Here is a 13344-nt window from a genome sequence, read left to right as displayed (position 1 = left end):
CGCCGGGCGCGGCCGCCGCCAATTCCCCCGCCGACAAAAAAGACGGGGGGCGGGGTCCGCCCTCCTCCGGAAAAAAGCGCCCGCCTCAGAGGGCGGCGGCGATCCCCAGGAAATCCTCCGCCTTCAGGCTGGCGCCGCCGACCAGCGCGCCATCCACATGCGGCAGGGCCAGGATGCCCTTGGCGTTGGAAGGCTTGACCGAGCCGCCATAGAGGATGCGGAGCGTCTTGCCGGCCTCGCCGAACGCCTTCTCCAGCTCGGCGCGGATGCGGGCGTGCATGGCGGCGATGTCGTCCTCCGTCGGCGTGCGCCCGGTACCGATGGCCCAGACCGGCTCATAGGCCACCACGCCGCCGGCTGCCGCGAAGCCCTCCGGCAGGCTGCCGGCGAGCTGCCCGGCCACCACCGCCTCGGCCTCGCCGGAGAGGCGCTGCGCCTCGCTCTCGCCCACGCAGACCACGGGCACGAGGCCGGCGGCCAGCGCCGCCTCGGCCTTGGCCTTCACCGCGGCGTCGCTCTCGCCATGGTCGGCGCGGCGCTCGGAATGGCCGAGGATGACATAGGCCGCGCCGAGATCCTTCAGCATGGCGGCCGCCACGTCGCCGGTATGGGCGCCCTTGGCGGCGGCGTGGCAGTCCTGCGCGCCCAGCGCCACGGCCTTGCCGCGCAGGGCCTCGGCCACCGGCACCAGATGCGGGAAGGGCGGGCAGACCAGCAGTTCCGCCTTCTCCGTGGCGCCGGCGGCGACGCCGGAGGCTAGGGCGGTGGCCTCGGCCAGGGTGCCGTGCATCTTCCAGTTGCCGGCGATCAGCGGGCGCACGCCTGGGGTCATTCCCGGTCTCCTTCTGCCTGTCGGGCGGTCCGTGGTGAACAAAGTGTTGCCGTGCCGCGCTACAGGCGGCGCCGGTGTTTGGCAACCGCCTGCCTTTTCCCTATGGTCCGCCCGCCTTCATCAGTCGCGGAATACGATGCTCACTGCACTGCGCCGCCTTGCCGGTACCTGGTTCGCCAAGGGCCTCTTCGTCCTCCTCATCCTGTCCTTCGCCATCTGGGGGATCGAGGACATCGTGCGGAACTTCGGCACCGACCGGGCGGTGGCCCGCGTGGGCGGAGAGCCGATCGAGCTGCCCGAGGCCCAGGAGGCCGCGCGGCGCGAGATGCAGCGCGTGCAGCGCCAGCTCGGCGCCGGCTTCGAGATGACGCCGCCGATGGCCACCGCCCTCGCCCGCCAGGCGGTGGAGGGGCTGGTGATGGAGCGCGTGCAGCGGCAGGAGGCCAGCCGCCTCGGCATCGTGGCCCCCGAGGCCGCGCTGCGCGACTATGTCTTCTCCATCCCCGCCTTCCACGGCGCCGATGGCCGCTTCAGCCGGCCGCTGCTGGATGGCTTCCTGCGCAACAACGGCCTCTCCGAGGCGGGCTTCCTGAGCCTGCTGCGCGACGATCTGCGCCGCCAGCAGCTGGTCGGCGCCGTGCGCGCCGGCGCCGCCGCGCCGGACGCGCTGACCCGCCCGCTGCTGGCCTGGGAGCGCGAGCAGCGCGTGGCCGAGCTGGTGCTGCTGCCGCTGGCCGCCGCGCCCGAGCCGGCGGCGCCGGAGGAGGCGCAGCTGCGCCGCTACCACGAGAACAACCCGGACCGCTTCTCCGCCCCCGAATACCGGCGCGCCACCATCGCCGTGCTCTCGCCGGAGACGCTGGCGGCCGAGGTGCAGCCCACCGAGGCGGAGCTGCGCGCCGCCTACGAGGCGCGCCGCAGCCAGTTCGAGGTGCCGGAGCGCCGCACCCTGGAGCAGGTGCTGGTGCAGGACGAGGCCAAGGCCGCCGAGATCGCCGCGCGCTGGCGCGAGGGCGCCGACTTCGCCGCCATCGAGGCGGCGGCGCAGGAGGCGGGCGGCCAGGCCCTCGCCCTCGGCACGCTGGACCGCGCCGGCCTGCCGGTGGAGGCGCTGGCCGAGGCCGCCTTCGCCCTGCCGGAAGGCGGCGTCAGCGCCCCGGTGCAGAGCCCCTTCGGCTGGCACGTGCTGCGCGTCACCGACATCGAGGCGGGCGAGAGCCGCGGCTTCGACGCCGTGCGCGCCCAGGTGGAGGCCGAGGTGAAGCGTGAGCGCGCCGCCGACCTCGCCTATGAGCGCGCCAACCAGGTGGAGGACGCGCTGGCCGGCGGCGCCACCCTGGCCGAGCTGGCGCCGCGCTTCGGCCTCGCCTTGGCCGAGGTGACGCTGGACGCCCGCGGCCTCGACCGCGAGGGCCAGCCCGCCGCGCTGCCGCTGGAGGGTGGCGCGCGGGACATCGCGCTGCGCGCCGTCTTCGCCGCCGAGCAGGGGCAGATGCCGCGCCTGGCCGAGGCCGGGCAGACCGCCCTCTTCGCCTTCGAGCTGCGCGAGGTGATCCCCGCCGCGCTGCGCCCCTTCGAGACGGTGCGCGAGCAGGTGCTGGAAGCCTGGACCGCCGATGCCCGCCGCCGCTCGGTGGAGGAGCGCGCCGCCGGGCTGCTGGCCGCCGTGCAGGGCGGCAAGCCGCTGGCCGAGGCGGCGCGCGAGGCCGGGCTCGCCACGCGCCGCGTTGGCCCCTTCGGGCGGCAGCCGCAGCCGCAGTCGGGCCTGCCGCCGGAGCTGGTGCAGCCGCTCTTCGCCACCGCTCCGAACGCCGCCACCATGGCCGAAACGGGCAACGGCTTCGCCGTGGCGCAGGTGCTGGAGGTGCTGCCCTTCAACCCGGACAGCGACCCGCTGGCGCTCGGCCGCACCCGCGACGCCGTGGAGCAGGCCATGCTGGCCGATCTCGAGGTGCAGTATCTGGACGCGCTGCGCGCCCGCGGCGACGTCACCTACAACGAGAACATGCTCGGTCAGGTCGCCAACCGATGAACGCTCCCTCCACCAGTCCGACCCAGGGCCCCGACTTCACCGCCTTCGCCGCCGGCCTTGGCGCCGGCCAGGGGCAGGTGCTGTGGCGCGAGCGGGTCGCCGACCTCGACACGCCGGTCGGCGCCTATCTCAAACTGGTGCAGGGGCAGCCCAACGCCTTCCTGTTCGAGAGCGTCGAAGGCGGCGCGGCGCGCGGGCGCTACTCGGCCATCGGCATGGCGCCCGACCTCGTCTGGCGCTGCCGCGACGGCCACGCCGAGATCAACCGCCACGCCCTCTCCGCGCCGCACGCCTTTGTCCCCGAGGCGGCGCCGCCGATGGAGAGCCTCGCCGCCGCCATCGAGGCCGCGCGCCTGCCGCTGCCGGCCGGGCTGCCGCCGATCGCCGCCGGGCTGTTCGGCTATCTGGGCTACGACATGGTGCGGCACATGGAGCGCCTGCCGGCGCTGCGGCCGGACGTGCTCGGCATCCCCGAGGCGGTGATGATGCGCCCCACGCTGATCGCCGTGTTCGACCATGTGCGGGACACGCTGACGCTCTGCGCGCCGGTCTTCCCCGGCCTCGACCCGCAGGCCGCCTGGGACGCCGCCCAGGCGCGGCTCGACGAGGCCGAGGCGGCGCTCGACCGCCCCCTGCCCCGCCCGGCGCCGCCGGCCAACCTGCCCGCCCTGCCCGAGCCCGCCTCCAACTACACAAAGTCCGACTTCCTGGCCGCCGTGGAGCGGGCCAAGGAATACATCCGCGCCGGCGACGTGTTCCAGGTGGTGCCGAGCCAGCGCTTCTCGGTGCCCTTCGCCCTGCCGCCCTTCGCCCTCTACCGCGCGCTGCGGCGGATCAACCCGGCGCCCTTCCTGTTCTACTTCGACTTCGGCGGCTATGCGGCGGTGGGCGCCAGCCCGGAGATCCTGGTGCGGCTGCGGCATGGCGAGGTGACGGTGCGCCCGCTCGCCGGCACCCGCCCGCGCGGCGCCACGCCCGAGCAGGACCTGGCGCTGGAGAAGGAGCTGCTGGCCGACGAGAAGGAGCGCGCCGAGCACCTGATGCTGCTCGACCTCGGCCGCAACGATGTCGGGCGCGTGGCCGAGATCGGCTCGGTGAAGGTGACGCAGAGCTTCAACATCGAGCGCTACAGCCAGGTGATGCACATCGCCAGCGAGGTGCGCGGCAAGGCCCGGCCGGGCGTGGGCGCGCTGGAGGCGCTCTCCGCCGGCTTCCCCGCCGGCACGCTCTCGGGCGCGCCGAAGGTGCGGGCCATGGAGATCATCGAGGAGCTGGAGCCCTCGCGGCGCGGCCTCTATGCCGGCGGCGTCGGCTATTTCGGCGCCGATGGCGGCATGGACACCTGCATCGCGCTACGCACCGCGCTGGTGAAGGAGGGCACCATGTATGTCCAGGCCGGCTGCGGCGTGGTGGCCGATTCCGACCCGGTGGCGGAATACGAGGAGACGCGGGCCAAGGCGCGCGGCCTGTTCCGCGCCGCCGAGGAGGCGGTCCGCTTCGCCGCCGGGCGCCGCTGAGAGACGCCGAGCAGCCCACGCTTGACCCGCACCCGCCCAGGGGAGAAGGATCGCGCACCATGATCCTGTTGATCGACAACTACGACAGCTTCACCTTCAACCTCTACCACTTCCTGGGCGATCTCGGCGCGCGGGTGGAGGTGCGGCGCAACGACGCGCTGACGCCGGAGGAGGCGCTGGCGCTCGAGCCGCAGGCCATCCTGCTCTCGCCCGGCCCCTGCACCCCGCGCGAGGCCGGCATCTGCCTCCCCCTCATCCACGCCGCCGCCGCGGCCCGCGTGCCGCTGATGGGGGTGTGCCTCGGCCACCAGGCGATCGGCGATGCCTTCGGCGGCGTCGTCGAGCGCGCGCCGGTGCCGGTGCACGGCAAGGTATGGGCCATGCACCACCGCGACACCGACCTCTTCGCCGGCCTGCCCAGCCCCTTCCCCGCCACGCGCTACCACTCGTTGGTGGTGCGGCGCGAGGGGCTGCCGCCGGAGCTGGAGGTGACGGCCTGGACCGAGGACGGGCTGATCATGGGCCTGGCGCATCGCGACCTGCCGATCTGGGGCGTGCAGTTCCACCCCGAGAGCATCGCCAGCGCGCATGGGCACGACATCCTGCGCAACTTCCTGACCATGGCCGGCGCCGACCTGCCCGCGCCGGAGCGGCAGGCGGCATGAACACGCTGAAGCCGGTGCTGGCCCGCCTCGCCGAGGGCGAGACGCTGGCCGAGAGCGAGGCGGAGCACGCCTTCGGCCTGATCATGGAGGGCGAGGCCACGCCGGCGCAGATCGCCGCCATGCTGATGGCCATGCGCGTGCGCGGCGAGACGGTGGCCGAGATGACCGGCGCGGTGCGCGCCATGCGCGCCCGCATGAACGCCGTCGAGGCGCCCGAGGGCGCCATCGACATCGTCGGCACCGGCGGCGACGGCATGGGCACGCTGAACATCTCCACCGCCACGGCCTTCGTGGTGGCCGCCTGCGGCGTGCCGGTGGCCAAGCACGGCAACCGCGCGCTCTCCTCGAAATCCGGCGCCTCGGACGCGCTCTCGGCGCTCGGCATCAACCTCGACGTGCCGCTGCCGGCCCTGCCGGCGGTGCTGCGCGAGGCGGGCATGGTGTTCCTGATGGCGCCGCGCCACCACGCTGCGCTGCGCCACGCCGCCGGGCCGCGCGTCGAGCTCGGCACCCGCACCATCTTCAACCTGCTCGGGCCGCTGACCAGCCCGGCGCGGGTGAAGCGGCAGATGACCGGCGCCTATGCCCCGGAATGGCTGCGCCCGATGGCCGAGACCCTCTCCCGCACCGGCAGCGAGCGCGCCTGGCTGGTGCATGGCCAGGGCATGGACGAGCTGGCCCTCTCCGGCCCCAGCCAGGTGGTGGAGCTGCGCGGCGGCCAGATCCATGAATTCACTCTCACCCCGGCCGATGCCGGGCTGCCGGAGGCGCCGATGGCGGCGCTGAAGGGCGGCGACCCGGCCGAGAATGCCGCCGCGCTGGTGGAATTGCTGCGGGGCGCGCATGGCCCCTATCGCGATTGCGTGGTGCTGAACGCGGCCGCCGCCCTTGTCGTCGCCAGCGAAACAAACGATCTGAGGGGCGCCGCCGCCCGCGCGGCCCGCGCCATCGACGAGGGCGCGGCCCTGGCGGCGCTGGAGCGGCTGCGGCACGCCACCCATGCGCCGCCGGCCGAGATTTCTCCGGGCTGAAGGCCCGGCCGCGCACCCGACCACCCGACCTCCCCCAGAAGCCCCGGCACGCTTCTCCCCCCGCGCCCAGGGCTGCAAGAGATGACCATGAACGCTGATACCCTGCCCGACACACTCCTCCGCATCCTGGCCGACAAGGAGGTGGAGGTGCGCGAGCGGGCCGCCGCCACGCCGCTCGGCGAGATGGAGAAGCGCGCGCAGGATGCCGGCAAGCCGCGCGACTTCACCGGCGCGCTCTGCAACGCCGTGGCCGAGGGCCGCATCGGGCTGATCGCCGAGATCAAGAAGGCCTCGCCCTCGGGCGGGCTGATCCGCGAGCCCTTCGACCCCGCCGGGCTGGCCAAAGCCTACGAGGCCGCCGGCGCCGCCTGCCTCTCCGTGCTGACCGATGCGCCATATTTCCAGGGTACGCCGGCCGACCTCGTCACCGCCCGCAGCTCCTGCGCCCTGCCGGTGCTGCGCAAGGACTTCATGATCGACCCCTACCAGGTGTTCGAGGCGCGGGCGATGGGCGCCGACTGCATCCTGCTGATCATGGCCGCCCTCTCCGACGCGCAGGCGCGCGAGCTGGAGGATGTCGCCCGCGGCCTGGACATGTCGGTGCTGGCCGAGGTGCACGACCAGCGCGAGCTGGAGCGCGCGCTCGGGCTGCACACCCGCCTCATCGGCATCAACAACCGCAACCTGCGCAGCCTCAGGACCGACCTGGCCACCGCCGAGGCGCTGGTGCCGATGGTGCCCGCCGACCGCATCCCGGTGGCCGAGAGCGGCCTGCGCGACCCGGAGGATGTGCGCCGCATGGCCGCCGTCGGCGCCCGCTGCATCCTGGTGGGCGAGCACCTGCTGCGCCAGGCGGACGTGACCGAGGCCGCCCGCGCCATGGTGCAGGCGGGATGAGCGACCCCTCCGAGGACAGCGCGCCGGCCGGCCTGACGCATTTCGATGCCGAGGGCCGCGCCGTGATGGTCGATGTCTCCGGCAAGCCGGAGACCGCCCGCCTCGCCATCGCCCGCGGGCGGGTGGTGATGGCGCCGGCCACGCTGGAGACGATCCGCGCGGGCGGCATCGGCAAGGGGGACGTGCTGGGCGTGGCGCGCATCGCCGGCATCATGGCCGCCAAGCGCACCGCCGAGCTGATCCCGCTCTGCCACCCGCTGGCGCTCTCCTCGGTGAAGCTGGACCTCACCCCGGCCGGGCCGGACACGGTGGAGATCGAGGCACGGGTGAAGACCACCGGCCCCACGGGCGTGGAGATGGAGGCGCTCACCGCCGTCTCCGTCGCGGCGCTGACGGTCTATGACATGTGCAAGGCGATCGACCGCGGCATGCGCATCGAGGCGATCCGCCTCGCCCGCAAGGAAGGCGGCAAGTCCGGGGTCTGGGAGGCGTCCTGATGATTTCCGTGGAGGAGGCGCGCGGCCGCATCCTGGAGGCCCTCTCCCCCTGCGGCGCCGAGACGGTGCCGCTGGCCGAGGGCTGGAACCGCGTGCTGGCCCGCCCCGTGGCGGCCCGCCTGACCCAGCCGCCGGCCGATGTCTCCGCCATGGACGGCTATGCCGTGCGCGCGGCCGATGCCCTGGAGGGGGCCATGCTCCGAGTCATCGGCGCGGCGCCGGCGGGCCATCCCTTCGCCGGCGTGGTCGGCGCGGGCGAGGCGGTGCGCATCTTCACCGGGGCGCCGGTGCCCGAGGGGGCGGACGCCATCCTGCTGCAGGAGGACGCCACCGCCGCCGGGGGCACGGTGCGCGTCAACGAGGCGGTGCGGCCCGACCGCTGGATCCGCCGCGCCGGCATGGATTTCCGCGCGGGCGACACGCTGCTGAAGGCCGGGCGCCGCCTCACGGCACGCGACATCGGCCTTGCCGCCGCCGGCAACCATGCCTGGCTTGCCGTGCATCGCGCGCCGCGCATCGCCATCCTGGCCACGGGCGACGAGATCGTGCTGCCGGGCGAGCCGCTGCCGGGGGGCGGCATCGTCTCCTCCAACGCACACATGCTGGCGGCGCTGGTGCGGGCGGCGGGAGGTGTGCCGGTGGTGCTGCCCATCGCCGGCGACAACCACGACGCCATCGGCGCCGCGGCCGAGGCCGCACGGCGCTGCGAGATGCTGGTGACGACGGGCGGCGCCAGCGTGGGCGAGCACGATTTGGTGCAATCGGCCCTTGCCCCGCACGGCTTCACGCTGGATTTCTGGAAGATCGCCATGCGGCCGGGCAAGCCGCTGATCTGGGGCCGGCTGGGCGAGACGCCGGTGCTGGGCCTGCCGGGCAACCCGGTCTCGGCGCTGGTCTGCTCCGTGCTGTTCCTCTGGCCGGCGCTGGCGCGGCTCTCCGGCTTGCCGGTGGCGCCGCTGCCGCTGCGCATGGTGCGGCTCGGCGCTGCCCTGCCGGAGAACGACCGGCGCGAGGAATACATGCGCGCCCGGCTGGAGACCGATGCCGAAGGCCGCGCCGTGGTGGTGCCCGCCACGCGGCAGGACAGCGCCATGCTGCGCATCCTGGCGGGCGCGGATGCGCTGCTGCAGCGCCCGCCACACGCCCCGGCCCTGCAGGCCGGCGCGCTGGTGCCGGTGGTCAGCCTGGCCGATCTGGGGATCTGACCTGGGATCCGACCGGGCGGCTTCCCGCCGGCCGGCGCGGCCTACACCGCGCCATGCGCCTCCACATGCAGGGCATAGAGGGAGTGGCTGGCGGTCATGTAGAGCCGGTTGTTCTTCGGGCCGCCGAAGGCCAGGTTGGCGCAGCGCTCCGGCAGGCGGATGAAGCCGATGGCCTTGCCCTCGGGGTTGAACACCATCACCCCGTCCAGCTCCTCCGGCTTGCCGCGCAGCGCGTAGACGCGGCGCCCGCCCACCTCGCGCGGCTCGGCCTCCAGCGCGCCATTGCTGCCCCAGCCGCACCAGAGATTGCCGTCGCGGTCCACCTTGAAGCCGTCCAGCGCGCCCTGGTCGGCGGCGTCGATGAACTTGGTCTTGTTCGCCACCCGGCCATCCGCCTGCACGTCGTAGCGCCAGATGCTGCGGTTGGGCGTGCCCTTCCATTCCACGACGTAGAGCTTGCTCTCATCCGGCGAGAAGGCCAGGCCGTTGGGGTTGACCAGATCGGTGATGACGGCGCTGAGCTTCCCGTCCGTGCCGATGCGGTAGACATTCGTCGTCGGCTGCTCGGGGCGGGCGCGGCTGCCCTCCCACTCGCCGTTGATGCCGAAGAGCGGATCGGTGAACCATATCGTGTCGTCCGAGCGCACCACGATGTCGTTCGGCGCGTTCAGCCGCTTCCCCTCGAAGCTGTCCGCCAGCACCGTGATGCTGCCATCCTTCTCCGTCCGCGTGACGCGGCGGGTGACGGAGTGCTCGCAGGTGAGCAGCCTTCCCTGCCGGTCTCGCGCATTGCCGTTGCTGTAGTTGGCGTTCTCGCGGAAGACGGTGAAGCGGCCATCCTTCTCGTCGAACTTCATGATGCGGTTGTTCGGGATGTCGCTGCACAGCAGGTAGCCGCCTTCGGGGAAGTAGGCGGGCCCTTCCGCCCAGCGCATGCCGGTCGCCACCTGCTCCAGCGTGCTGCTGTAGATGCGGTAGCGCGCGAAGCTCGGGTCGAGGATCTGCACCGCCGGGTCCGGGTAGCGCTGGTTCGGCGTGAAGGGGAAGGATTGCGCGGCCGCGCCGGAGGCGAGAAGCGCCCCGCCGGCCAGGCCGGCTCCGCCCCGCAGCAGGCTGCGGCGTGTCGTGCTCATGGTGGTTCCTCCTTGGCGGCACTGACGGCCGCTTACCGCCCGCCCCGCCCCCGGAGGCCCCACGCGCCATGCGTGCGGGTGCCGCGAGGAAAGGCTGTTCCAGAAGCAGGCTGGCATTGGGGCCGGAGGGTGTCAATTCGTCATATGACACGATAAGGCGTAAAGCGGCATGCCGGCGCCGCCTTGATGCACGCTTACTCGATCGCGTTGGCCTGCAGGAACAGGGCCTGGGACAGGGTCTCGAAGAAGCGCTGGAACGGCGCCGGATCGGACAGCTCGTACTGGTTCATCTGGCCGGAGGCGCGGACGATGGTCCGGTTGCCCCCGCCGCGGCGCAGCGTGACGGTGAAGCGTACCAGTCCGCCATTGCCGTAGCGCGTGGCGCTGATGGTGCCCAGTACGGTGTCGGCGCGGTCCACCACGAAGCCCAGATCCTGCAGTGCGCTGAGCGCCGCCTGGAACACCTTGGCCTTATCCGCCGTCTCGAAGGCGCGGGTGGAGATGGCGCGCTGCGCCGCCTGGCTGTTGGCGCTGCCGAGCACCTGCTGGCGGCTGTCCATCTGGCAGGCGGCCAGCAGCGGCAGCAGGGCCATGGCGGAGGCGAAACGGAGCATGAAGGGATTTCCGGGCAGGACTCAGATCTCGTGGGCGGTGAGGAAGGCGGATTGCGCCAGCTTCTCGAAGAAGCCCTGGTAGATGGCCGGATCTTCCAGGGTCTCCCCCATGGCGATCATGGCACCCGGACGCGGGACAATGGTCTGGAAGGTAGCGCGGACCAGGATGCTCCGGCCATCGGCGCCCGGCCGCAGCACCACCTGCGCGCGGACGCGCCCGCTTGTGTTCTTGGTGCCGACGACGACGCCATGCGCCGCCTGCGTCTCCTCGATGAGATAACCGAGATCCTGCAGCGCGCCGACGGTGCTCTGCAGCATCAGTTCCCGGTCGGCCGTGTCGAAACGGCGGGATTGCCGGGCGCGCAGCGCGGTCGCCGCGGCGCTCGGCATGAAGGCGGCCGCCTGCTGCTCGGCCGTGGGCGCGCAGCCGGCCAGCGCCGCGGATGGCAGCACGGCCAGAACGTGACGGCGCCGCGGGCGGGAGGGCCGCCGCATGACCCGCGCCCCCGGCTCAGAAGCTCGAGGAGCGGTAGGAGAAATCCCGCACCTTGCCGGCCGCGTCGTAGCGGATGATCACGGTGAGGGTCCGCTGCGAGGTGCTGGCGGCCCCGGCGCGCCCGCTCGCCCCGCCCAGGAACAGCACCCCCGCGCCGCCCTGGGAGCTGGAATAGACCTGCTCGGTGGCGATGCGGTCATAGACCCAGGTTTCGCGGCGCTGCTCGTCGGTGGTGACGATGTTGGGCGAGCCCAGCACCGCCGCCACCTCCGCGCCACTCATGCCCACGCGGATCTCACGCTGGACGGTGCCGACCGTCATGCGGTCCTGCGCCTCGCGGCCCGCCGCGACGCTGCGGGCATGGTCCTCGGCGGAGGCACAACCAGCCAGGAGGGCGGCCAGGCCCAGGGCCGGCAGCAGACGGCGTATCGCATTCATCGGGAAGAAGCTCCGTTTGCAGGGCTCGCCGTGGCGGGCTGCGCGACAGCGCGGGCGGCGGCCTCGCGCTCCTGGATGGTGTTCAGTTCGGCGGTGGGGCGCTGAGCCTCCGGGGCGGTCACATCCGCCGGCGCCTCGGCCACCTCACGCTGCAGCGTCGCGGCCAGCTGGGCAAAGAAATTCTTCTGGTAGAACTCGGCGCTGTCCACCTGCGCCTCGCGCAGCGGTGCGACGATGGTGGCATTCGCACGCACCACGGATTCCCCTGGCGAGCGCGGGCGCACCACCACCGCCATGCGCAGCGCGGTGACGCGGGTGGCGGAGACGGTTCCCGCCTCCGGCTCAACCTTGGTGATGCGGTAGCCGAGGTCGTGCAGGGTGGCGATGACGCCGCGCATGGCGGACTCGGCATCCACCGGCACCAGGCGGACCTGGGCGGCGCGCAGCTCGGTGGCGGGCTTGCGGCTGGGCTCGAAGACCGTTTGCTGCTGGGCGCAGGCGGCGAGAAGCGGCGCAAGCAGTGCCAGGGGCAAAATGGTGCGCATCCGGTTCATGCCGCGCGCGCCAGGCCGGCGCGCACCCTCTCGAAGAAGCCGCTGGAGAACTCCGCCTCGGTGAGGCGCTCGACCCGGGATAAGCCCTGGTTCGTCGTGACGATACGCTCGAAGGAGACGCGCAACTGGCTGTCGCGCGTGCCGAGTGGCTGGGTGGTGAGCGTCGCCCGGATCACCTGATCGGTGTCGTAGACCGGGTTGTACCGCACGCCCAGCAGCGCCAGGCCCACAGTCAGCGCCACCTGCCCGACCACCTGGCCGGCTTCGGTCGCGTCGCGGTCCTTGCTGCCGGCGAGTACGCCGTAGCCGGGGGCGCTTTCCTCGATGGTGAAGCCGAGATCCTGCAGAACCTGGGTCGCCTCGACGAGCAGGCGCTGCTCGGAGGTCTCAGGGAAGCGCGCAGTCTGCGCCTCCCGCAGCGCGGCGGCATTCTCCAGGGGTGCGCCGGCCTGAAGGGCGGCCTTGTTGGCCCAGTCCTGGTCGGGCTGCTGGCACGCGGCAACGGATGTTGCTGCCGCAAGGGCGACAAAGTGCGAGAGGCGCATCAACATTCCCGGCGAGGTCGGCTTTGAGCAGGCTTGGCTTGACAATGATCTGTTACAGCCTTGCCACTCCCCGTCAAGTTCTCGTGAACGAAGACGTGCTCGCCGCCCTATCACGCAGCATTCCATACCTGAATGCGCCATAGCGACTTCAGGGAAGCAGGCCTCATGCGGCCGCGAAATCTGTGATGTCAGCAGGAGAGGGTGGCGGAGGGGATGGCCTTCTCACACCGCCTCCCAAGCTACTGTAACTGCTACCGATTTTAGTTGAGGGCGACCTGTGCCCACGATTTTAACCCATGATAGGCCAACCGCTTCCTGATTCTGACTCAAGCCTATTAGCCCTCGGTTTGAAGGAGGGAGCTGACTTTAAACAGCCTCCTCTAGACGCTTGATTTCACTCTCCTCAATCATGCGATCTCAGACTGGCCCACGATCCAGCCCCATTTTGTAACTTTTTCGTGACCAACACGGGGTATGCCTCAAAAAAGATCGTACCTTAGGCATCGAGCCATAAGGCATCCGCGCTCTGAGGCGCCCCCCCCGGCCATCGCGGGCCACCGAACAGAAGCTAACTGCCTGTTTGAGAATGCTGGTGGTGAGGTGTTTGGGCGTCCCTGCGTGGCCAGATGGGCTGGATGTGGACCAAGGAACACCGTGCCCGGCAGGCAGCGTTTGAGCGGCGGCGCTACCCGACAGATCTGACTGACGAGGAATGGCAGGTCATTTGTCCTCTGCTGCCGCCCAGCAGCGCCCGCGGCAGACGGGTTGGCGTCGACCTGCGCGAGGTGCTGAACGCGATCCGCTACCTGGCGCGGGCAGGATGCGGATGGCGCATGCTGCCGGTCCATTTCGGGCCATGGCAGACGATCTACTGGTGGTTTCGACGGC

15 protein-coding genes are annotated in these 13344 nt (G+C 72.1%); 8 read left to right on the top strand and 7 right to left on the bottom strand.

Going from position 1 to position 13344, the window contains the following annotated elements:
* Positions 1 to 85 precede the first annotated feature (85 nt).
* Positions 86 to 820: a triose-phosphate isomerase gene (gene tpiA, locus CR165_RS19365; RefSeq protein WP_181378247.1), complete on the bottom strand. Its 735-nt coding sequence runs from the start codon at positions 818 to 820 to the stop codon at positions 86 to 88.
* A 148-nt stretch (positions 821 to 968) separates the two neighbouring features.
* On the opposite strand from tpiA, the gene CR165_RS19360 reads away from it, so the two are divergent.
* The 7 genes from CR165_RS19360 (at position 969) to CR165_RS19330 (ending at position 8676) form a co-directional block, all read left to right on the top strand.
* Complete coding sequence (locus CR165_RS19360; protein ID WP_109518594.1) at positions 969 to 2864, top strand: peptidylprolyl isomerase; 1896 nt, start codon at positions 969 to 971, stop codon at positions 2862 to 2864.
* Complete coding sequence (gene trpE, locus CR165_RS19355; protein WP_109518593.1) at positions 2861 to 4381, top strand: anthranilate synthase component I; 1521 nt, start codon at positions 2861 to 2863, stop codon at positions 4379 to 4381. Before CR165_RS19360 ends, trpE begins: the two co-directional genes overlap by 4 nt.
* Positions 4382 to 4440: 59 nt before the next feature.
* Entirely contained in the window at positions 4441 to 5046 is a 606-nt protein-coding gene (locus tag CR165_RS19350; RefSeq protein ID WP_109518592.1) for an anthranilate synthase component II, read from the top strand.
* Complete coding sequence (trpD, locus tag CR165_RS19345) at positions 5043 to 6077, top strand: anthranilate phosphoribosyltransferase (RefSeq protein ID WP_109518591.1); 1035 nt, start codon at positions 5043 to 5045, stop codon at positions 6075 to 6077. The genes CR165_RS19350 and trpD overlap by 4 nt, the downstream gene beginning before the upstream one ends.
* A gap of 87 nt (positions 6078 to 6164) precedes the next feature.
* Positions 6165 to 6974: an indole-3-glycerol phosphate synthase TrpC gene (gene trpC, locus CR165_RS19340; RefSeq protein ID WP_109518652.1), complete on the top strand. Its 810-nt coding sequence runs from the start codon at positions 6165 to 6167 to the stop codon at positions 6972 to 6974.
* Positions 6971 to 7471, top strand: coding sequence for a cyclic pyranopterin monophosphate synthase MoaC (gene moaC / locus CR165_RS19335; RefSeq protein WP_109518590.1), 501 nt, complete (start codon positions 6971 to 6973; stop codon positions 7469 to 7471). The genes trpC and moaC overlap by 4 nt, the downstream gene beginning before the upstream one ends.
* Entirely contained in the window at positions 7471 to 8676 is a 1206-nt protein-coding gene (locus CR165_RS19330; protein WP_109518589.1) for a molybdopterin molybdotransferase MoeA, read from the top strand. Before moaC ends, CR165_RS19330 begins: the two co-directional genes overlap by 1 nt.
* A gap of 41 nt (positions 8677 to 8717) precedes the next feature.
* Here CR165_RS19330 and CR165_RS19325 read toward each other — a convergent pair whose 3' ends face one another.
* The 6 genes from CR165_RS19325 to CR165_RS19300 all read right to left on the bottom strand — a co-directional run bounded on the left by CR165_RS19325 (position 8718) and on the right by CR165_RS19300 (position 12456).
* Positions 8718 to 9809 carry an SMP-30/gluconolactonase/LRE family protein gene (locus CR165_RS19325; protein ID WP_109518588.1) on the bottom strand — a complete coding sequence of 364 codons (1092 nt, stop codon included), beginning with the start codon at positions 9807 to 9809 and terminating at the stop codon, positions 8718 to 8720.
* 194 nt (positions 9810 to 10003) lie between these two features.
* Positions 10004 to 10423, bottom strand: coding sequence for a hypothetical protein (locus tag CR165_RS19320; RefSeq protein ID WP_109518587.1), 420 nt, complete (start codon positions 10421 to 10423; stop codon positions 10004 to 10006).
* A gap of 21 nt (positions 10424 to 10444) precedes the next feature.
* Positions 10445 to 10876 carry a hypothetical protein gene (locus tag CR165_RS19315; RefSeq protein ID WP_146201945.1) on the bottom strand — a complete coding sequence of 144 codons (432 nt, stop codon included), beginning with the start codon at positions 10874 to 10876 and terminating at the stop codon, positions 10445 to 10447.
* A 58-nt stretch (positions 10877 to 10934) separates the two neighbouring features.
* Positions 10935 to 11357 carry a hypothetical protein gene (locus tag CR165_RS19310; RefSeq protein WP_109518585.1) on the bottom strand — a complete coding sequence of 141 codons (423 nt, stop codon included), beginning with the start codon at positions 11355 to 11357 and terminating at the stop codon, positions 10935 to 10937.
* On the bottom strand, positions 11354 to 11902 hold the full coding sequence (locus tag CR165_RS19305; protein ID WP_109518584.1) for a hypothetical protein: 549 nt from the start codon (positions 11900 to 11902) through the stop codon (positions 11354 to 11356). The genes CR165_RS19310 and CR165_RS19305 overlap by 4 nt, the downstream gene beginning before the upstream one ends.
* 5 nt (positions 11903 to 11907) lie before the next feature.
* Entirely contained in the window at positions 11908 to 12456 is a 549-nt protein-coding gene (locus CR165_RS19300) for a hypothetical protein (protein WP_109518583.1), read from the bottom strand.
* Positions 12457 to 13091: 635 nt separating this feature from the next.
* Between CR165_RS19300 and CR165_RS19295 the strand changes: the two genes are divergently transcribed.
* A partial coding sequence (locus tag CR165_RS19295) for a transposase (RefSeq protein WP_181378245.1) occupies positions 13092 to 13344 on the top strand: 253 nt, incomplete at its 3' end.

The organism is Teichococcus aestuarii (assembly GCF_003116135.1).
Lineage (GTDB): Bacteria > Pseudomonadota > Alphaproteobacteria > Acetobacterales > Acetobacteraceae > Pseudoroseomonas > Pseudoroseomonas aestuarii.
This window is presented reverse-complemented; position numbering and strand designations above follow the sequence as displayed.

Bases quoted from the DNA above. Each gene is read 5' to 3' on its own strand.
- moaC (WP_109518590.1), top strand. From the start codon at position 6,971: ATGAGCGACCCCTCCGAGGACAGCGCGCCGGCCGGCCTGACGCATTTC.
- CR165_RS19320 (WP_109518587.1), bottom strand. From the start codon at position 10,423: ATGCTCCGTTTCGCCTCCGCCATGGCCCTGCTGCCGCTGCTGGCCGCC.
- CR165_RS19310 (WP_109518585.1), bottom strand. From the start codon at position 11,357: ATGAATGCGATACGCCGTCTGCTGCCGGCCCTGGGCCTGGCCGCCCTC.
- CR165_RS19350 (WP_109518592.1), top strand. From the start codon at position 4,441: ATGATCCTGTTGATCGACAACTACGACAGCTTCACCTTCAACCTCTAC.
- trpE (WP_109518593.1), top strand. From the start codon at position 2,861: ATGAACGCTCCCTCCACCAGTCCGACCCAGGGCCCCGACTTCACCGCC.
- trpC (WP_109518652.1), top strand. From the start codon at position 6,165: ATGAACGCTGATACCCTGCCCGACACACTCCTCCGCATCCTGGCCGAC.
- CR165_RS19305 (WP_109518584.1), bottom strand. From the start codon at position 11,902: ATGCGCACCATTTTGCCCCTGGCACTGCTTGCGCCGCTTCTCGCCGCC.
- CR165_RS19330 (WP_109518589.1), top strand. From the start codon at position 7,471: ATGATTTCCGTGGAGGAGGCGCGCGGCCGCATCCTGGAGGCCCTCTCC.
- CR165_RS19360 (WP_109518594.1), top strand. From the start codon at position 969: ATGCTCACTGCACTGCGCCGCCTTGCCGGTACCTGGTTCGCCAAGGGC.
- CR165_RS19300 (WP_109518583.1), bottom strand. From the start codon at position 12,456: ATGCGCCTCTCGCACTTTGTCGCCCTTGCGGCAGCAACATCCGTTGCC.
- CR165_RS19325 (WP_109518588.1), bottom strand. From the start codon at position 9,809: ATGAGCACGACACGCCGCAGCCTGCTGCGGGGCGGAGCCGGCCTGGCC.
- trpD (WP_109518591.1), top strand. From the start codon at position 5,043: ATGAACACGCTGAAGCCGGTGCTGGCCCGCCTCGCCGAGGGCGAGACG.